At 41.9% G+C, this 20,125-nt stretch carries 15 protein-coding genes; all 15 read right to left on the bottom strand.

The genetic code is table 11. From position 1 onward, the window contains the following. Window positions 1-4,236 carry a hypothetical protein gene (locus LV85_RS14570; protein WP_111320694.1) on the bottom strand — a complete coding sequence of 1,412 codons (4,236 nt, stop codon included), beginning with the start codon at window positions 4,234-4,236 and terminating at the stop codon, window positions 1-3. 11 nt (window positions 4,237-4,247) lie between these two features. Further along, entirely contained in the window at window positions 4,248-7,616 is a 3,369-nt protein-coding gene (locus tag LV85_RS14575) for a baseplate J/gp47 family protein (protein ID WP_111320696.1), read from the bottom strand. Then, entirely contained in the window at window positions 7,613-8,026 is a 414-nt protein-coding gene (locus LV85_RS14580) for a GPW/gp25 family protein (RefSeq protein ID WP_111320698.1), read from the bottom strand. Before LV85_RS14580 ends, LV85_RS14575 begins: the two co-directional genes overlap by 4 nt. A gap of 1 nt (window position 8,027) precedes the next feature. Continuing rightward, window positions 8,028-8,306, bottom strand: coding sequence for a PAAR domain-containing protein (locus LV85_RS14585; protein WP_111320700.1), 279 nt, complete (start codon window positions 8,304-8,306; stop codon window positions 8,028-8,030). A 2-nt stretch (window positions 8,307-8,308) separates the two neighbouring features. After that, on the bottom strand, window positions 8,309-10,063 hold the full coding sequence (vgrG, locus tag LV85_RS14590; protein ID WP_111320702.1) for a type VI secretion system tip protein VgrG: 1,755 nt from the start codon (window positions 10,061-10,063) through the stop codon (window positions 8,309-8,311). Further along, window positions 10,056-10,856 carry a CIS tube protein gene (locus LV85_RS14595; RefSeq protein ID WP_111320704.1) on the bottom strand — a complete coding sequence of 267 codons (801 nt, stop codon included), beginning with the start codon at window positions 10,854-10,856 and terminating at the stop codon, window positions 10,056-10,058. The genes vgrG and LV85_RS14595 overlap by 8 nt, the downstream gene beginning before the upstream one ends. Window positions 10,857-10,866: 10 nt before the next feature. Beyond that, a complete protein-coding gene (locus tag LV85_RS22085; RefSeq protein ID WP_158531185.1) occupies window positions 10,867-11,022 on the bottom strand; it encodes a DUF5908 family protein in 156 nt (51 codons plus the stop codon). A gap of 4 nt (window positions 11,023-11,026) precedes the next feature. Next, window positions 11,027-11,497, bottom strand: a complete 471-nt coding sequence (locus tag LV85_RS14600) for a phage tail protein (protein WP_111320706.1) — start codon at window positions 11,495-11,497, stop codon at window positions 11,027-11,029. 3 nt (window positions 11,498-11,500) lie between these two features. Continuing rightward, window positions 11,501-11,935 carry a phage tail protein gene (locus LV85_RS14605; RefSeq protein ID WP_111320708.1) on the bottom strand — a complete coding sequence of 145 codons (435 nt, stop codon included), beginning with the start codon at window positions 11,933-11,935 and terminating at the stop codon, window positions 11,501-11,503. Between the two features lie 40 nt (window positions 11,936-11,975). After that, window positions 11,976-13,442: a phage tail sheath family protein gene (locus LV85_RS14610; protein WP_111320710.1), complete on the bottom strand. Its 1,467-nt coding sequence runs from the start codon at window positions 13,440-13,442 to the stop codon at window positions 11,976-11,978. Between the two features lie 27 nt (window positions 13,443-13,469). Further along, window positions 13,470-15,194, bottom strand: coding sequence for a phage tail sheath family protein (locus LV85_RS14615; RefSeq protein WP_111320711.1), 1,725 nt, complete (start codon window positions 15,192-15,194; stop codon window positions 13,470-13,472). Between the two features lie 14 nt (window positions 15,195-15,208). After that, on the bottom strand, window positions 15,209-16,336 hold the full coding sequence (locus LV85_RS14620) for a hypothetical protein (RefSeq protein WP_111320713.1): 1,128 nt from the start codon (window positions 16,334-16,336) through the stop codon (window positions 15,209-15,211). Beyond that, a complete protein-coding gene (locus LV85_RS14625) occupies window positions 16,333-16,941 on the bottom strand; it encodes a DUF4255 domain-containing protein (RefSeq protein ID WP_111320715.1) in 609 nt (202 codons plus the stop codon). The genes LV85_RS14620 and LV85_RS14625 overlap by 4 nt, the downstream gene beginning before the upstream one ends. A gap of 242 nt (window positions 16,942-17,183) precedes the next feature. Continuing rightward, on the bottom strand, window positions 17,184-18,563 hold the full coding sequence (locus LV85_RS14630; protein ID WP_146260481.1) for a hypothetical protein: 1,380 nt from the start codon (window positions 18,561-18,563) through the stop codon (window positions 17,184-17,186). Window positions 18,564-18,686: 123 nt separating this feature from the next. Continuing rightward, a complete protein-coding gene (locus LV85_RS14635; RefSeq protein ID WP_111320719.1) occupies window positions 18,687-19,949 on the bottom strand; it encodes a hypothetical protein in 1,263 nt (420 codons plus the stop codon). Window positions 19,950-20,125 lie beyond the last annotated feature (176 nt).

Below are 20,125 nucleotides of genomic sequence, written 5' to 3' on the forward strand. Positions count from 1 at the left end.
TTAAAATTCTCCTAATGATGAGGAGTTGAGAATGATGGAATTTTCCAAATTTTCGTCTCCATCACAGTCGTGTAGTGTGCCGACTGGATAGACGTTTCGGATTTGCGCCAAGGCATCAATCAGCCCCGCGAGTGTCTCAGCAAGTTTTTTAGGCTCCTGAGTTGTTTTCAGCGTTTCTAGTAGCCAAAGTTTCCAGGCCAATTCTAACGCATGCATATGACTGGGACTGATCCAGCAAATTGTCAAAAAGACATGTGCCGGAGTCTCCCTTTTTATCTTTTTCTCTAGAAATCTCCTGAAGTCTGTATTGGTAAATCGACCTGACCAATAAGGTAAAATCACATGTGCCATGCAGGTATATGGATCATCCAGCGTGCATACACATTCGTCCTCAGAATGTGGATCTAGTAGTTTGTCTTCTAAAATTTCAGTGATAGTACCACCCAATCCATCTGGGACTTTGTATTTTCCTTTCACTTTTGGACGGAGTAAAATATGCTCGATCAGATGGGTACCTTCATGTGAGAAAAATTCCCGAACGAAGAACTGCTGCACCTTTTGAATTGCTTTAAGATCTGCTCCACCTAGGATTCTGAAAGAATCACCAGAGGTAGAAACTACATCAAATTGTCTGCTGAGTATGACAAATCCGCCAGGCTGTTCATCCAAGTTTTCTGGATCTTCGACCAAATTTGGTCTCGGTGTTTTTTTAGTCACCAAAATCGTATTGCCATCTTCTTCTCTGACTTGGTGGATTGTGTAGTATATCAAATGCTCATTTTCGCCAAGCATAAATTGTACTTCGAAATCCTCAAATTCTTCGAATAATGAAGCGTGCAAGCCTTCGATGGTGATTTGATGAGAAAACAAATCAAGCCCGATAATTTCAAATGCCCGTTCAAAATGAATCTGATCACCTTTTTGAGGAGCTGGATTTGCTTTGCTTTGGATAAATGGCCCGATGGCAGTGGCCTCAGTTATATTCAGTGCTATAGGCTCGAAACCAACCTGAACTAGCCAGGAATCTCCCCATTCTTCATTCAAAATGGCTGTAGCCAGCGGAACATTAAAATCCGAGTCTGAGCTTTTCGCGAGTATTCCCCCGCGAATCGGATCCGTCACTGAGAATCTGTACGGTGAAGCGTATGGAGCAGGGTCTGTGACATACGCAGGTTCCATTACTCCAGCAGTACAAATCTGCCAGATAAGCTCTTCCAGTCTTTCCTCTGCTAGTTCTTGGAGCTCAGGTTCTGAGGTAGCAGCTGGAACTTCCACTTCCAATGTTCCTTCAATGATTTTAGTCCCAGCTCCGAATGGAGCATCAAAAAGGGAATATTCTAAGGTGTATTTGGGAGGGGCAGGTGCTAGGCTAACTGTGATATCAGCTTCCCAAAATGTATCCAATCCAAGACTTAAATTCTTACGATTTGCGAGTGGATTGTTGAGAAATTCAGAGCGCATAATCTCCCAAACTTCCGTAAGAGCTAGATCTGCATCGCCTCCTTCTGTGTCATCCCCAAAATCAACTTTCAGGCTAGTTCCCACAGTTTTTCCTTCCCAAAGCAGTTCAAAATAGAAACCTGCATCACCAGTAGAAACCTGATAGTTTTCCTTACTTGCTCCAATCAATAATGCGATTTCAAAGGCTAATGCAGCCTCTTCTTGACTAGGAAAAATACCAGTGAGTTCAAAGACGGGCACATCAGAGGAGTCTTTCATCTGAACCTTCCAGCTTCCGGTATTTTCCACAAATTCAAAAGCTGGGGAGAAACGAAGCCAAGTCGCAGGCTTTTCCCGGATTCCCATCAACCCTTGGATTCGATTTTCTAAGCCTGATAAGTTTTCTCGGTGCCAGAAATGATCTCCGATTTTATAATCAAAGCCCTTTCCTCGTTCGGAAGAAATCTTTGGATAGGCATTTAGAAAAGCCATTTTATCCTCGATCAATCTAGCCTGACCTTCAGCTGGATTAAGTCGTAAAGCAAGCAAGCCGTAGTCGGTAAATTGCTCAGCAAATCTTGCAAGTAGATGGTCTAGGAAGCGATTTCTTCTGATTTGAAAATCTTCCACAGACTCTGTGATTTCCTTAACGCTTGGCTCTAGCGCTACCAAATCCTTCCAAAGCACAGCGCCGTCTGGCGTTAGATTTTCTAGGCTTTTGGAAAAGTATGTGGAGTCTATGATGGGATTTCCAAATTCATCTGTGCTGTTGTCTATTGAAAACAGATGTTTTACATTCTCAAGCTGGCTTAGATAGTTCACTAAAAGTTGCTCGAAAACCATCAAATATGCTTTCAACTGCTGCACCTGAGGAAGATTTGGTCGACCTTGAGATTTTGGAAGCATTCCTGCTTCAGTGATTCCATAGACTAGCGGAAAATCATTTTGGATGGATTCGTAGTCTCCAGGGTTTCTGTAGGTTCCCTGAGGTAAGTCAAAATCCAGTTTTGGATAGTAGAGCTTCTGTTTACGTTCGCCAGCTTTATAGGCTTGCAATAAATCTTCAACCTTCTCTCGATTTGCTCTGAATGGTAATTCCTCTTTGAAATAAGTGATTTTAGAAAGCTCAGTATTCAATCGAGGCACGTAAAAATCATCCACAGCAAGTTCAAGACACCATTTTACGCTTTTTGTTGGAATAGATCCACTGGCATTGTCCTGAGGTTTGTTGGCGATCTGTATGCTTTTCACAGCGCGCACTCCTGGGATATCCATAATAATATGGATCAAATCTGTGACGTGAATACTAGATCTTCTGTCGGCCTTGCTTAGGTCTTCTTCATCTATAAAACCATGTTTTAGTAGTGGTCCTTCGAAAAGTTTTTCTGTAGGAACACACTGCGATTCTTCCCAGTTGCCAAGAAATACCTGATCGTCATCCATCAAGACTGGCGAGGGGAAATTAGGAGTCAATAGGATTTCGCAGAGCTTGGAGTTTTTTGGGTCTGTCTTTACTTCAAGTGCTTCATAGATTCCTACATTTCCTCCAGAACCAATAATACTCAACTTGGATTTTGGTTTTGGATAGTCTGAAGTTGGGATTTCAATCCAGATTTTCGCTGGGTTTTGTTGAATCTTGGCTATCGGTAGCGCTTCATCCTTACAGCGATTGAGCATTTCTTCCAAACTGAAGAAATTCACCTGAGGAGAAAGAAATGCACTGATGGCCTGAAAAATCAATGCCTCAGTTTCATTAATCGGAGCATTCGGTGAAAGCTCAATGTCTGCACAAACGAGTATTTCCTCTACGCGCAAGGCATGAAAATCTACAAAATCCTCACAGAGATTTCGTTGTGCATGTAAACTGCTTTTTGCCTGCTCAAGAATCTGTTTGATTTTGGTGACTTTTTTCAGGTAAAAAGCTAGAATCCCTTCTGGACTGTTGAAAGTAAAATTATTCACCTGATTGCTCAAAGCGCCTAAGCCATCAAGAGGATCAAGCCCTTCAGCAACCAATTTACTCCCTTTTAATTCGATGAGATTGCTGGGACTCAGATCAAAATCCAATGTAATTCCATCCGGTAGGTTCTGGAATTGAATGGAAATGGAATGCACATTTTTGCGAATGCTAGCGGGATCTTCCCAATCTACATTTGCGGCATCCCATCTCGGGAATTCAATCTGAATATCAATGACCACTCCTTCCAAATCTGGATGCTCGTCCACCTCGATTTCCATGCTGATCTTGTTCTCATTCAGATCGCCTAGATTTTCGCAGAAATCAAATTCCAGTAAAACATCATATAAAATGCCTAACTGCAGAGCCTTTTCGCTTGTCGGGAATGGCTTGTAGGCTAATTCTTTCTCTTTTCTATCTGGATAAATGGCTATTTCGTTGCTGTCACGGATAATAATCCAGGCATTTTTAATTCCAGCCCTAGGACAGTCCAGATCTTCCTCATCGACTAGCTCCACATCCATGAGGAATTTCCGGTAGTCGTTTAAAGTAACAGGGGTGGAGGGAAGTATTTCGGAAGCACGGAAAAACTGATCTTTCAAACTGCCAGCTTCATCAGCTAGTAGATCTTGGACAGGGAAATTACTTCTATATCCCAAGTCAGTTATCGCATAGCAAAGCACTTCTAGAATAGTAATCCCAGGGTCGTGACTGTTGTAATCAGTCCATATTTTTCCGCCTATCCGCTGGATATAGCTGATGGCTTCTGTGCGCAGCAGCTCATAATCCATGCTTTTGATGGTTGGTTTTGCTTTCGATATGGTAATTGACTTTTCCATTATTTCAAGTATCAAAATGCCTCGTCCAAGTCTTCATTTTCTACCGATGCAATGCTTGCCGCGGGCTTTATTTCATTGTCTTCACAAAGACAATCATCAGTTTCCAAGACTTCTATGAGATGATCACCAAAAGAGCTTTGTGTACCAATCGAACCGAGTACAGACACGCCACGACTTCCTTTGGCGGCTTCCACCCGAGTTCTGGAAAGTAGTTCTCCAGAAACTGGATTTTTGACAAGATGATAGAGTTCAAAGCAGGTTAGGTAGTCCACATACGCCAGTTTTTCCACAAAATGAAGCACCACAGAACTGTGTAATGATTCGCTGAAAGTCCAATCAAAATCAGTTTCAAAAGCCCAAGGAGACAGAAAAGCTTTAAGATCATCTTCTAGTTTTTTTGCGAAAAAGCTTTTGTCTGCCCAAGAGTGAAATTTCACTTTGGTCTTAACCTGTATCTCTTCAAAAACTGGATTTACCACATGGAGAAAAACTCCTGGAGGATAAATTCTTGTAATGAATTCTCTTATTGCCGCAAGCTGAGCTACACTGGCTTTTGGACGAAGTGGATCAATAGCATTTTTGTTTTGCACATTTGAGATTATCACCAAAGTCACATTCCTAGGCGCTAAGGCAAGGTATTTAGTCAAGTCTCCATCGTAGGAAGTATGGTTCAGGCATTTTACCTGATATACTTCAGGGAATTCCTCCAATACCAAATGTTCGTAATCCCAACTTGTGATCGCCCGTTGCTTATGGCGTAATCGTTCGGAAATTCGCTGGTAAAAATCAGTGGAGGCTTCGGTTGTTTTCCCGCCAAAAGAGGAAAAAGGTTGCTGAATTTTATTGATAGCACTATCTCCGATTTTTAATTTGCTTATGGCTTCTTTCGAAATTGCCTTGCCCACTCGCAGGGGATCATTCTCATTGGATTCAAATCTAGTCTTGATGGCTTGTGCCAATACGGAGATAAAATCTGGGATAGCATCAGAATCTGAACTGACTGAAGCTTTCAACCAGGTAAGATTATCTGTGAGAATAGTATGCGAATTGTCGGCTTCTCTAGGCATTGCAAAAGCCAACAGACCACTCTGTATTAGACCGTTTGTTTCATCAGTAAGCAGGGCATATTTATCAAACTCCTTCCATTTATTTCCAGCTAAGTAGCTCCATTTTACCTGTGGGACAGGTTTTTCAGGATTTGCTGAGCCATCTAGAATCTGGATCAGAAGCTGAATATTTTGTGATTTTTGATGCTCGCTTAGCCCGATCAGTAATTCACCCTCGTCTGAATATTCAGGTAAAAGTGATAATGAATCATCTTGCCCTGAGACTTTGGCTTCACCAAATGCCCCAATGTGGAAAAAGCCATCCCACTTACTATTCTGCAGGTTTAGAGTCTCCTCAGCAGTATAGTCTAGACTTACAGACTGGAGCTCTGGAGTGTAAGGTTCTTTGGGTAGTACTGGTGTTGTTGCGAGTGCCTGAGTAGCGAAAATCAATGGATACTCCTTATGTCCGAAGTCAGGGGAGTTAAGTTTTAATCTTAGAAATCCACGATTGGAAGCTGGAGACCAGCCTGTAAAATTATCAAGTTCTGGATCTTTGTTAATTGATTCCCAGGCAGGTTCTGTTAGGTCAATAGTTTTGTTAGGATTTAGAAAATGGTTATCGGCTCCCTCGAAAAGTGACATAGAAGTACTTAGAGGTTTCCAGGTTTTCTGATCTAGAAAATCTACTGCTGCTTTAAAACTCTGATTATTTCGAACTGGAACATAGCCGGTATATTGATCGGTAAAACCTTTACTGTCTTCTGGTAATCCGTGCCATTTGAAGTTCAACGCTACTTTTTTAGGAGATTTCCCAAAAACCTCCTTGCTTCCAATATAAAAATTGGAACCTTTTACCGGTCTGAATCCAAAGGGCTGGATGTTTTTACCAATTGGTAATACGGTTTGATCATTTTGAAGAATAAGGTTTTCTACACCTTTCACATCGATAGAAATCGTCGCTTTCGATACTTCGCATTCTTTCAGAATTTCATAGCCATAGCTTTGAATAGTATTAGCCAGATTCACTTTCATCACAGGTGAAATGGTATCAATTCTTTGGATCAACACTTCCTCATTATAATTTACAACTGCTGGATCTTCGGGTAAAAGCATGCAGTTGAGGATCAAATCAATGCTATCTGCTGTAGAAAGTAGTTGGTGTTTATTGCGGAAGGAGTATAGTAAATCAATTGTTTTGTCATCACCAATACCTCGAACTGCTGTCAGTTGCTCAAATTCAGTGAATAGTTTTCCTGGGTAAGAATCTCGCTTACTAAGGATGTTTTTAGCTGTTACCTCTCCAATATCATATCCACGAAAAGGTCGGTGTTTTCCGCTTTCTGGATCATCAAATATTGGCCCCGCTTGAGGTTCTACTCCAGCGATATCCTGCCATATTTTCGCCTTATTTATAAAATCAAGTACTTTGGATTTGACATTTTCTTTGTTTTCCTCCCAATCTAAGGTTGCTCGTATCCATTCTTCTTCTCCACTAAACCATATTTCAAAAGCTTGATCTAGAGGTAGTGATTTTAATTTGCCGAGTAAGCCATCAGTACGTTTGAAACTGATTTTTAAGGAAATTGAGCGACTTCCTTCTCCCATCAATAAAATTGGAGATGCAAAGGCAAAGCCTATTGTTGCGACTTCCCGATCCTGATTTGGAAATAGTGTCGAGGGAGATCCAAAAGTTTTCCATTGCATTTCTTCGCTTAGGATTTCAGCTCCCAGTCCGTCAGCTGAATTGGCTATAGGAGATTTGTAGAGCCTTCCATCTTCATCTTTGTACAAGCTCATCAGCGAAGTGACCTCCGCTTTATTGATGACATTTTGATCTGTAGTTTGAAAAAGTATTTCTTTCCCTAGATCGTCTTTTCCTGCTTTGAATGCGGTGTTAGTGGCTAAGAAATGTTCTTGGATATGCTTAGCCAGTTTGAGAATCAAATAAACCTGATCTGACTCAGCAGGCTTTTCCTTCAGTCTAAGTACATCACGGTAATAGAAATCTAAATGACGCTGCGTAAGCGTATTGATGTCTTGCTGCGCAAAATTGAAAAGCTTTAGGAAAGCGAGGAAGAGAGAGAAATGTGGGTTGGTTAACTGATTTTCTTGAATCTTTTGGTCAAAAAAGCCAGACCAATCTTCGCCTGACCAAGGGTTCTCATCTTTTATGAATTTTAATTCTCCAGCAATCTTTACTGCGAATGACTGCAAGTCTTCCATTTTCCGCTCATCTACCAGGACATAGTCTGGCATGAGACTTTTGATAAGTCTCTGTGCACGGCTAGTTCCATTGCCGGGAAGGGTAAGATCGTTGCAGTCTTTACTCATAATTTCAGATCAGTTGCTTCGGTGAATAAATATGGATACACCAAGTTTCTTCGGTTGTTCGTGGCTATAATTAGGTATTCGACCAGTACTTCTATTCTACCTTCATTGTAATCTGGTCTTAGGTCTATATCCTCAGTTTTTACTCTTGGTTCATGAAAGAGAATTGCTTTTTTTATGCGGTTGGCGATCATATTTGCCGTGGTCACATTCAATGCTTCGAATAATAAATCCTCCATGTTTGCACCGTAATCTGGACGCATGATCCGCTCTCCCAGCGTCGTGTTGAGAAGTATGATCAGACTTTGCTGAATATCCTCCTCATCTTCTGCCATCTGAACTTGATGGCTTTCGGAGCTGAAAGCAACTGGAAATGCCCAGCCTCTACCTAGAAATGAATTGTTGTCTTCCATGCTATCCTATGATTACAGTTGGTTCTCCTACTGCTGCAGAGGCTCCGCAGACGCAGGCATCTCCCACTCTCAAAGCAGGTTTTCCTCCTATTAGTACTGTTCCACTGCCAGCGATAAATGGGCTAACGGTGGGTTGATGGGTATTTGGAGGAAGCGAACAGACATGATTATCTCCCAATACGGCCGCAGGCATTCCGCCTATCAGCACAGTAGGTTCTCCAGGTCCTATGATGGTTCCTCCATGAGTTGTCGTGTCTGTTAATCTTGCTGCTGCTGGCATATCTAGTTTAATTGAACAAGTGAACCTGAAATAGTTGTCATGCCTCCAGAGGAGACTTCAGCTCCTGCTGAGCCTTCAGCCTTAAACTCAGCGTTTGCTTTGATTTCTATGTTTGTTCCTTCTAGAGACACATCCCCAGAAGCTTTCAAAATGAGGTCGGCGCTACTTTCAATGGTAATTCCATCTGAATTCATGCTGATCTTATTCCCATTTTCATCTTCCAGCATAATTGCTCCTTCGTCATCTGTGAGCTGTATTTTATTACCATTAGGGGTTTCTATGGAAATCGACTTTTTATCGTCATCGAATAGGAGCTTCAACTTGTCTCGTGTGATAATTCCTTTTTCATGATTGTCATCTTTTTCTTCAATCGGAGAAGGTTTACTGCTACTATGCAGCATCCCCAGAATCACTGGATCACGTGGGTCCTCGTTGATAAATGCTACGATCACCTCGTCTTCTATCTCAGGTCTGAAATAGAATCCACGCTCATTTCCTGCATCTGGTGAAGCAAACCTTGCCCAGATCCCTTCCTCATCTTTGCTTACCAGAGGGAGTTTTACTTTTATTCGATTTTCCCCATCAGGATCCCCTTCGAGAACTGTAACAATCCCAATGTGAAGTCCTTTGATAGCAGGAACTAAGCCTGAGGCAGGTTCATCGATGATGTCATCATATTGCTGTGCAAACCATTTGGGGTCGAGCCCGAGTCCGAGGTGTGTAAACCATTTTTGATTGGGAGAAATCTCATGATAGACCCCGGAAACGAAGGCTTTTCCATTGAAACGATTGCCAAAGCCTTTCAACTCAACCATGTCTCCTGGTTTTACCTTGTTGTCACCGAGGATTTTTACTCTTCCCTGGATTTTCGATAGACGACTTCTCATCAGTCCAGCATCGGTCCAAGCTTGGAGCTCCTCGTCTGCCAAAAGTCCTCCGTGTTGCATTTGAAAGGCTTCCAGTCCTATCACTCCTGCCAGATCGTCTCCACTTATATCGCCCTGAAAGTCCATCGAAGGATTGGCTCCCTCTTTTTCGGTAACTTCTTGCTTGATAAAATCCCAGCTAAATCCTTTAGTCGCTGAGTACTGCTGTCTGGCATCCATTTCTGCCTCAAATTCCACCACATTGTCTCCATATTGAAGTTCGATGACAGGATCTGCTGTTGTCTGTGGTTTTTGAATGGTGACTTTACCAGCTTCTGTCGTAGCTATTCTACCATTTGCGTCAGCTCGACTGAGGACAAAATCCCAATCAGTGGAATGATATTGGACAATCTCAGCATGGGATAAATCTGTACCCTCTACCTCTGCTTCTAGGCCTGAATATTTACCAATGAGCTCTTCCATCACATCACTATCGGCACTGTCAAAAAAGTACTTGTTCTTCCTTCCGACGGTCATTTTGATAACAGGATCTCGTAATTCAATAACTAGCCTTGATGCCTTTTCAGGATTTATTTCCAGTCCATGTTTGATAATAATTCCTTCGAAGATGGACTCCTCTAGATTGTGATATCCTGCATCAATGCGCAGACTTACTCCAGGTTTGAACAAGTCGCCTTCACTCCATTGAAATTCTCCTGTCGCTATATCACCATCGAAAAGTACCAGCTTCGCCATGGGGATTTTATTCACAGATTTGCGCACAGCTATCATCGCCACTCCCACAGAAGGTGGTAGCTCTTGCCCATCAGAATAGACTTTGAAGGTGGCGAGATCGAGTTGCGTTTGCGCAGATGTAGAGGTTTCAGGCATTTGAAGATTTGGCTAAAGGTGGAAAAATGAGTTTCTGGCCAGGAATGAGTTTTCTGAAATTGCCCAGTTTATTGGCTTTGGCTACTTCCAAGTAATATTCCTGAGTACCATAAATTCTTTTACACATTAAGAGCAAGGTGTCCCCAGCTTTGACTATTCGCTCGTGAGTCAAGTCTGGAGAGGTTCTCGCAGTGGTAGCAGCTTGCTCTTGACGAGAAAGAGACTGGTCAAAATTGGCAGAAACAGTAGCCCTAATTGGGAGACCAGAACTGTTGAAGAGTTTGTAATTGATGGTAGCTGTGGCCAATACTCCTCGGAATTGGTATGCTCCCCAGTTGATTTGTAAATAGTTTGGCTTGTGCGTGTCTGACTGAATATTTTGTGTGATGTCTAGAAATTTCCGAATTGCCCGATCCACATGTCTATCCTGATTGATTAGCTCAATCGCCGAGACTTTGTTACCGCTGATACTTTCCAGATTTGGTTTATCATCTCCTAAGTAATCGAGGTTAGTATCTCCAGATTTGTCTTCGCTCGGCGGAGAAGCAGCACTTGCATCAAACAGAAATTCGAAAGAAACAGAGTCTGATTCCAGTGTTCTGAATTGATATTGTTTGCCATCTGCAGGACCTTCTTCGGGAATCCATTTGGATTTGAATTCCTGGCTAAAAGTTGTAGGATTATACATGACTACATAAGTCGCAGTTGACTCATTGTATTCTTCATCCTTGAAAGCCGTGATTTTCAGCTTTTCCAAGCCTCCTTTTTGCGAAAAAATATCTGAAAGTGCCATTTTGCTAGTTTTAGCGTTCGTTTTTTTCTTTAATTAATTGGCTTAATTCTCTGATCCCATCCATGACAGCTCCCGCGTCTGGGACTTTTTTGCCTTTCCCTGTCGGTTTACTTTCTGCAGTATCGACCGTAGTGCGAATAATGAGTTCCTTGATTACTATTGGCATAACTTTATATTGAAATGTCATCAGGACTGATCCGTCTATAGTATTGATAGGCGAATTCGATGTTTTCGATCATAATGGAGTTTTCCATGGCGTTGAAACCTTCCACGGACCATTTTACCGGCCAAGCATTGATGAAATTCCAAGCTTGAAGCGGCACCTTCTCGGGGCTTAGCAAAATGACTGTGATGTCTTGCGTTTCAAATTGAAATCCTTCGACACTATCCTTGAACCATTTTGCGATCTGAGAACTGATAGCCATCCCCCTTTTCAATACCAGATTGGGGTAGGAAATAGGATTTGGCATTCTATGTTTGAATCGATTCTCACCGCCCTCAGCATATTCTTCCACTCCTATTTCCACGCTAAGTCCTGATACCTCTTGAAATCCGATATCTGGCATAGCTGGGTATTTGAGCAAAAGCCCTTCAAATCTTACCAGAAAATGAAAACCGGTGGGCGGATAAAATAGCGCCATGGCTTAAGGTGTTTCTATTGCCAACCCTTCATGGCAAAGCTCGATTGTCTCAATCGCCACTTCATTTCCTGTAGAGTTCAAGGAAGGGCCTTCCACTTTGCATGGCCAAGCTTCTTTGACTTTCCATACCATTACTGGCTCATGCTCCTCATTGAGCAAGCTGATAGTGAGGTCACGACGCTCTATGTTGTTCATTTTTACAGTATTGAGCCATTGGAAAAATTCATTGTCAGCTCTGAAAACACCTCTTTTCAGCGTGATATTGGAATACTGTGGGATGCCAGGCATTTTGCTTACGTGGTATTCGAGCGAGCTACCTTCACGATAGTCGATGCTTTGTAACTCCACAGTAAGGCCTGATACTTCTGTGAAACCTATGCGAGATCCGCCCCATTCTACCTGGAAATGAAATACGGAAACTGGATATGCTACTGCCATAATATTTTGATTTTAAGTTTGCTGTAGATGAAATGTTAGGTTAAGATTCCTGAAGCTTATGAGAGAATTTCAGGATGATAAATTCGGCAGGTCTTACTGCTGCCAATCCGATTTCTATGATAAGTCGGCCTTCGAGAATATCCTGTGAAGACATCGTCTGTCCCAGACCCACTCGTACAAAAAATGCTTCTTCTGGTTTGGCTCCTGCCAGTGCTCCATCTCGCCAGAGTTTGGAGAGGAAGTTCTCAATCATAGTTTTCGTGCGTAGCCAAGTGTTGGCATCATTGGGTTCGAAGACCACGAATTCGGTTGCTTTTTTGACTGATTCCTCCACGAATATGTATAGTCTTCGCACGGGAATGTATCGCCATTCATTGTCATTTCCAGCCAATGTTCTTGCACCCCAAACCAGTGTTCCTTTACCTGTAAAAGTGCGTATCGCATTGATTGATTTTCCTGAAGTAGCATCCACGTTGAGATCGGCTTGCTGATCATGGGAAACTTTTCGAGATGGACCAATTACTGTTCGTACATCCACATTTGCGGGAGCTTTCCACACGCCGCGCTGACGATCAACTCGTGCATAGATACCCGCCACTGCTCCTGATGGAGGCAATGTGATGTACTGTTTCTTGATTTCGGCAAGTATGCTTCGCGAAAGACTTGGGTCAGAAGTTTCCAAGGTTGTCAAATTCAAGGTGTCCGATGCTCCAGGCTCCGAAAGTGGAGCTCCTGAAGGATAGGTCCTAGTATGTGTGATTGTTTGGTCTAAAGATGAGTACGCGTAGTTTAAAGAAGTACTCAGATTCGGGTAATAGGCAGCGCCATATTTTAGGTTGGACATTCCTATGCCGTTATTGCGAAAATTCTGAGCATCTGCAAATGGATCGGCGGTGACATCCTTGACGTCAACAATTACAAAACGATCTTTCAAAATATCGCATTGAGAAAGAGCAGCGTCATAGATGTCTTTGTACACAGATCCTACTGTTTCGGGTAGCACTGCTGGAATTACATCAGGAAACACCAGCAAAGTAGGTTCGTCTATGGCTTTGATAGCTTCCAAACCACCCAAAATGCTAGCTGGAGTTGCAGAATCACCTTTGATAGGCACATTATCATAGTCATTTACTGAGACGATGTAGCAGGGGCCACCTCCATTTGAAAAGTAAATCTGCAAGCTGTAGTAAAGCTTATAGGGGCTTGCTGTAGCAGGAGGCATTGCTGTGATTTTTCGGTTAGCTAGTTTTTCTCCTGCTCCTTTTGCAGCATCATAGCTATCTTCCACTGTGATCGTGAACGTTTCCGGGTTTCCCTTGCCGAAAATACTTTCAAACTCAAGCATATTCGTAATTCTTGTAGGGACTCCTCGGACGTCTTCCCCATCTTTTATGGCAAGATCTGTATGGCCTATAAATGCTGGAATCGCTGTTTCCACAGAAGCAACAGATGCTGGTAGGGTGGAGATTTCTTCGATATATACGCCTGGTGTAGATTGAATTGACATGGCTAAATGTGTTTAAAATGAAATGGATTAAGATTCCTGAAGTTTATGAGAGAATTTCAGGATGATAAATTCTGCCGGTCTCACTGCCGCCATACCGATTTCTACTATTAGGCGACCTTCCAGTATATCCAGAGGTGTCATGGTCTTGCCTAAGCCAATTCTCACAAAAAATGCTTCTTCCGCTTTGGATCCTGCCAGAGCACCATCCCTCCATAGATTACTGAGGAAGTTTTCTATCATGGTTTTCACGCGAAGCCAGGTATTGGCATCATTTGGCTCAAAGACGACGAATTCAGTAGCTTTTTTGACAGATTCTTCGACAAAAATGTAAAGTCTACGAACTGGGATATACCGCCATTCATTGTCATTTCCGGCGAGTGTTCTAGCTCCCCAGACCAGATTTCCTTTTCCTTGGAAAAAACGAATAGCATTGATTGATTTGCCAGAAGTAGGATCTACGTTGAGCAAGCCCTGATCTTCTGCGCTCACAGCCACTACAGGCTTGATTACTCCGCGTACATCTACATTTGCCGGAGCTTTCCATACGCCTCGCTGACGATCTACTCTTGCGCAGATTCCTGCCATAGATGCAGCTGGGTAGAGCTCCATTTTTTTGGATTGTAGCTGTGCAACTATAGTGTTGTAAAGGGTTTTGTCTGGGGCCTGCCATGAGAAAGTGCCTGATCCGGAAATTACCGCACCTCCATTTCCATTGTCAGTATAGCTTAATGGAATTTGTCCTCCAGCTTCACCTGGAATTCTTGAGGTTAAGGTGATAAGGTTACCAGCTCGCAGTACCGAGAAATCAGGATCAGCGTTTATAACAGCTTCTAGCGCGCCTGCTGTAGTTATATCAGATGTAGATTTATCAAATTCTGCTCCCTCTGTATAAGTCCCTGATCCTATTGTGAATACATCTCCATCTATGTTGTCATAGTCGTTTACCCTTATTGTAGCACTGGCAAAGGCATCACCTGCCCCTATGGACAAAAGAGAGTTTCCATGAAATGGCCCTGATCCAGCTCCACCACGATTATCCGTGATTATCAAGGAGGCCTCTGAATAGTACTTGTAAAGAGATGTTTTCAGAGATGGATAGTAGGCTGCTGCATATTTCAAATCACTACTTCCTACTTCTTCGCGAAAAGAATCACCATCATCTTTCACACTTTGGTTACCATAATGCAATGCATCCATCAGCGCAAAGCGATCTTGCAGCTTTGAGCATTGTGCTATCAATGTGTCATGAATAGTTTTTCGATCAGTAGGGCTTAGAATTACAGCCTCTGGCACTACCAAAAGTGTTGGTTCGTCTTCTTCCTCTAATGCGTTAATTCCTGCTATCAGCTCTCCTGGATCAATTGATGCTGGAGCTGGATTTGGCCCAGCTACGAAATTCCCAACGGGAACTATATAACAAGGTCCTCCGCCATTATTGAAATACATATAGACTTGGTAAGTCATTCGGTAAGGCGAAAAATTGGTAGGGTCCGTGATTTCTACTACGGTTGATCCATCTACCTCCGTTAAGGTTACGCCATAGTCTTCTGGATAAGATTCTCCAAAAATCTCCTTGTATTCTAGGTAGGAGCTGACTCGTACGGGCTTATTGACGGGTAAAGTCTCTGCATTTTTTTCGCGTTTTGCGGTATAGCCTACGAATGCCGGGATCGCTGTGGCGACTGGCGCAATGGAGGCGGGAAGGGTTGATATTTCCTGAACATAAACCCCAGGGGTTTTAAAGTCTGCCATATTCGGATTGTTTGCTAGATGAATACATATATTTCTGAGTTAACCTCTCCGCCACTTTGCTTGGTTGGGGCAGATCGGGAAGGATTAGGAAGGTTGGGAATCAACACCTGATTTTCAGGTGTTTTGCGAAGCTGAAAGTTGAGCTTTGGGACTTCGAAATAAGGAATCTTGACCTGGGACTGGAAAATCACCGTTTCCAGATTGTTTATTTTAATATCAGCATTTGGACTGTCACCAATCTGATCAAAAGCATAGCTTCCATAAGGCACTGTGCCCTCATTTCCCTGATCTTGAATTTGTAGTTGGCTCGATATCAGATCTACCTTGTTATTACCATTGACCACGTAATAGGTCCACAGACTTTCCTTTCTATTGAAGGAGAGTTGGTAATATTCCTTGTTGCCATAAAGATGATTTGGAGCTGCTTCGTATCGTAGTTCTACAATGCCAAAAGGCTGATCAGTTTGAGTTTCCCCTAGCCAGTATTTTTTGGACCAGAGATCTTCAGTGTCAGCAGTATTGCGAAGAGTGAAGGTGTAAACTCCTTCCTTTTTCCCATTGAAATTAAATATGAATTTAAATTTCCCATGGTCATCTGGATTCACTTCATAGCCATCGGGTAATGGTGTGCCAGCACTATCTTTTCCTGGAGAGACTACTTCTCCAGGAGCATTACGAACCTTGATCCGAACTGAAGATGGTATAGGATTTAGACTTAATTCCAGCGAGAAAGTTTTTGGCCGTAGTCCATCAAGTAATTGATAGCTAAGCTCCTCAGGATTCTCACTATCCGTGGAGGCAGCTGCTGGACTGTTTTGGAAAAATGGAACTTTGCCAGCTTGAAACTCCTCAGACCCTGTATCTAAATCAGTGATTTGAAGAAACGATGCGGCATTTTCTGGTTTGAAAAAGAAGAAAAATGACTGAGGTAAAGCAAGTGGTGTAAGAGGAGTAAGCTCATCTTCTTCTGCTCGATAAAGTAACACGATTCCACCCGGAGTTTCCCTAAATAGGATTTTGCCATTTTTCATCAAATGAGCAGTTTCCTGAGTGGGCATTAATAGTATGTCCTTGGCTAAACCGTCACGGTAGAAATCATGGCGAAGTGCTACTTCGCCTAGGCGTGTGTAGATGATGCTCATGACTTATGTACTGTATCGAGGTGAATTTTTTCAATTGGATCCCCACTTTCTTGGATCGCATTTTCCTGGATTTTAAGCGTCTTTACTTTATATAGTACTGAAGGCAGGTATTTGGCACCTACCACAGTCCAGAAATTGTAGAGTTGTTCGAAAGAATAGCTATAGAGTTCCACCACAATTTTTGCTAACTCTGGGTCAAATCCCGCTAATCCAGGACTATTTTCGGTGGTGAATACGTTTTTGGACTGGAAAAAAGATATGGCATAGCCCAATTGCTTGAGTCCTTCTACATAATCGTCAGAAGAGTCGTTTAGATTTTTATTCTGGAAATTGGCTGTGATCAGCACATAAAGATTCAATCGTATCTCTGGATTGCGTTTTTCTACTTTTCCAACTGGATTGATATAAGTACTTCGTTGTTCCTTTATGGTACGCTCCTCTTCTATATTGATTAATGACAGTCCTAGACTTTGGTCAGGTATGGCGATACCGGCTTCATTGGTGACACTGGAGAGGTATATTCGATTCCCCATAGTATCCCCTACCTTCAATTTGATAAAGGCATTCAATTCAGCTGTTAAAAATTCCAAGGCGGAATGGATCATATCGCTAGTAAAAAAGATTAAAAATAAACGGTTAAAAACCTGACTCAAGGTATCTAACTTGGTTAGCAAATGACAGGAAATAATATTGGTCTTTTATGCGATAATTAAGAATTAAAAAATTACAATTGGCTGAAAATCATTAGAATAATCAAATAATGTATGCTACAGTTGACATAGCCCTTTCTCAGAAAGTAAGAATGTAGGCATCAAAGTGGAGCTTAGGTAGATTGACTCTTGAGTCTTTAAGAGTTTTGTCTTTTGAGTAAAGAAAGGATCCAACTATCATAGCGGATCAACTCGAAAGAATGGGGATGCCAGGCCAAATCACCCTTTTCATTTTGTAATTTAATAAAGAGAGGGTCGAGAGTCAGATCAATGCATTCTGGTTTGTGCATAGATTTCTGAAGCTTTGAGAAAAGCTGAAAAGCATAATCAATTCTTGTATTTATTTTGCCCTTTTTCCTAGAGACCAATTTTCTGAAGTTCTCAATTTTGTATTCCAGCCAGTCCTGATCATTTTGATCAAAAAGTATCATCAGTTCCAGCATTTTTGAGCCTAGGTAATAGTCTAGTTTATTTTTGAGATCTTTCTGACAGCTGTGGATTTGCTTCAACGCAGCCTTGAAACTCTGCTGCTTGAAGTCAACGTAGGCCATTAAATAGGCGCAGGAGGGACATTGCTGAGAACCCAGATTCATCAATTTTCTCTTAAGAATTAGCTGAGCATCGTCCAGTTTATTCTGATGGAATAAGGAATGCCAGTGAATCAGTGAGTGTTTGAGTGCATTCTCTGGCGAAAAATCAGAGGTGTTTTGAGACTCATTACACACGGCTAGTACTTTGGGGAATTTCCGTTGAGCAAGGAGAATAGACATTTTTGCAATGAGTAATTCATCCTTTGTCTTGGATTCTGTATTCTGATCCCATTCTGATTCGGCTTGTGTTACTTGAGCCATAGCAGTTTTGTACTTTCCATCTCGAATAGATTTATTAATTAGATCCAGCTTGGACCAGGAATTCCGACTAAAGCTGAGTTGGCGAATCATAGTCTTGAGGTGATGGTTTTTAGCCTGTGGCGGATCGTCTTCCTTTACTTGATTTTTGGTAATCAACAAGCGCAAATGGCTTCGAATGGCAATCTCAAGTTCTGGCAAGTCATTATTGCTGAGAACTTCATAAAGCCCAAATCTCTTTGCCGTACTATAGATAGTCAAGACTAAGTCATGAAAACCATGCTTAATTGCCATTTTCAGTCCGCGCTCTAACAACTTGGAACCTTCCGCTCGAATTCCTCTGGCGAGGATGTGCTGGCTTTTGAGCAGCAATTCAGAACATTCGATATGTAGCTGAGTCTCCTTCTTTAAACAGTTCGGCTTTAGGAGCATAAAAAGCTCTTCAAATTCATCCTTAACTCTTTTCTTCAACTGGAAGTAGGCAGCGGTTTCTGGCTTTTTGTAGATTTTTTGGGCGTATTCAGAATCGGAAAGTTCAGGTTGGTTCACGAAGAGTTTCATGAGCATCAACTTTTTGGTGCCGGCCGAGTTTTTAACTTTCGCATATTCCAGCAACTGCATTTTTTCGGGCAAAGAACATGTATCCAGCATTTGACTTATCGATTCCATGAAACAGTTGAATTAGGGTAAGCAAACACAAAGTGGTTTCTTAAAATAGTATTTATTTACCTGATAATCAAATGATTAAAATGTAAGTTTAACTATTAATTCTTTTGGGAAATGCTGCCTTTATTACTTTTTCAAAGAATAAACGCCAGTCGAGGTTTTACGATATTGTTCTTCCAAGGCTGGAAATTGCTTGAGTAATTTCTCAAAGTCTCCATTTGGATCGAGCACAGTACTTGGTTTTTGCTTTTGAAGCATCTGAAAAAGTCTTGCCTTTTCTCTTAAGCCACGATCCTGCTCCAGATAGAGCTTGCTTAGGCGATAATTTAGGAATGGACCGCCTAGACTAGCATTCAGGTAAGGAGACAAATCGTCCCCCAACACCATGATATCTTCTGAATATTCTGCTTCTGTTTTAGCAACAAAATAGTCAGACTCCGCTATTTTTTGTTGCCAAAACCAAAAACTAACCGCCGGAAGACCTAAAACCAAAAGGTAAAATGCAGTCTTGGCAACAACCTCTTTTTTGGTGTTCAAGAAAAACTGAGTGATCAGATAGGTAAGCCCAGGTATGAGAATTACCAATTGATAGGCAGCCTGTTTTTTGATGATGAATAGTTGTGCTGCAGAAAAAAGTAGCCAAATGACGATAAGTTGTCGCTGCTTTTGCTGGTTTATCGTAGAACCTCTAAGTACAGTGGCCATGAAATAACCCGCCACAGCAAGTAAGAGTGGGAATAGTCCAATTATTAACCAATTCACCAGCGACTGGTATTCATATTTTTGGGTTAAGAAGGTGAGTGGCCAAATTTGTATAGCTTCTTCTAGTCCGTCGTTCCAGAAATAGAAAACAGATATCAATAATAGCGGGAGGAAATATCCTACTAGAGAGAGCATCAGCTGTCGAAAGGAAAAGCTAGAGATGGCGATCCCAGTGAAAATCATATAGGGTAAAAAGAGGATGTAATTTGGATTAAAACCCGTCGCAAGACCAGCATAAATCCCTATTAGTAAGGTGGACTCACTGGTGTCTTTCTGAAGTACCGTCTGAGAGAAAAGCTGACCTAGGGCTAATATCAGGAAGGTAGATCCTAATAATGCTGGGCTCAAACTGAGTAGGTCAAAGGAAAAATGAAATAGAGCTGCCATGATAATGGCTGGCAAATAAGTGTTGATGTCAAAAGCTTTGAACTTGATCAACATGGAATTCCAATAAAGTATCTGAAAGGATATAAGAATCCTACCCACTACCTCGTAGGCAAATAGACTACGACCAAATAGAAAATCCATGAAGGTAAAGAAGCCTGCTGATAGCGGGCCGTTGTCATCGATGATATCTTGATACAAATAGAATCCTTGGCCCAAGCGCTCTCCCAATAGCATCCACATCAATTGTGGATTGGTAATTGGGAAAGGATTAAGTACCAAATAGACGATTGTCAGCAGGAGGACGTATATTCCTATGCCGATAAGCCTGAAGGGGTCATTTAATTTAAAAAAACTGAACAAGGTATATTGGAGAAGAGTGTTTGGTTTTGCCCGAAATTAAAGCTTGCCAAACTATT

Source organism: Algoriphagus chordae (genome assembly GCF_003254055.1).
In the GTDB taxonomy this organism is placed as follows: Bacteria; Bacteroidota; Bacteroidia; order Cytophagales; family Cyclobacteriaceae; genus Algoriphagus; species Algoriphagus chordae.